Annotated in this window: 1 protein-coding gene; it reads left to right on the top strand. The window is 67.2% G+C overall.

All coding sequences use genetic code 11. The features are described 5' to 3' along the window. Positions 1-683, top strand: a 683-nt coding sequence (locus G7A99_RS23205) for a TRAP transporter large permease subunit (protein ID WP_163144414.1), incomplete at both ends; no start/stop codon positions are given.

Below are 683 nucleotides of genomic sequence, written 5' to 3'. Positions count from 1 at the left end.
GGCCTGTCCGGCATCGACCGCGCGGAGCTCACGCCGGTAAAGGAGGTGATGCTCAAGCGCGGGCATCTGCTCATTCCCATGGTCGTGCTGCTGTGGCTGATCTTCGATGGGCGGGCGCCGTTCTTTGCCGCGTTCTGGTCGATTGCATCCACCGTGCTCATCTGCGGCACGCCACGGCTGGTCGTGGGCCTGTCGACGGTGCTCGCGGCTCTGATCTTCGAGCCGCAGATCATGGCGTGGATGGACGGTCGCAGCCTGCCGCACATGACGGCCGCACGCTGGTGGCTGTTCGCCATCATCGCCGTACCGGTGGCCGTCAACTTCGCGCGCCGCGCGCTTTCACTGGAGTCCGAGGTCATGGACGTTGGCGACTGTCGCGACGCCATGACCGACGGTGTGCGTAACGCTATCCCCGTGGCCATCGCCTGCGGCGCGGTGGGCATCATCGTCGGCGTGGCCACGCTCACCGGTATCGCCCTGGACGCCGCCGATGCGGTCGTGACCATGGGCCAGGCGATTCCCTACGACATGCTCCGGCTGCTGGTCACGCTGGCACTCACCATGGCCGCCTCCATCGTGCTCGGCATGGGCCTGCCCAGCATTCCGTGCTACATCATCACCTCGACCATGGCGGCGCCGATCCTGCTCAACCTGCCGCTGTTCCGCGAGCTGGCCGGCTCCGG

The organism is Arhodomonas sp. KWT (assembly GCF_010993615.1).
The sequence above is the reverse complement of the archived record's forward strand: the minus strand, read 5'-3'. Positions and strand labels throughout refer to the sequence as shown.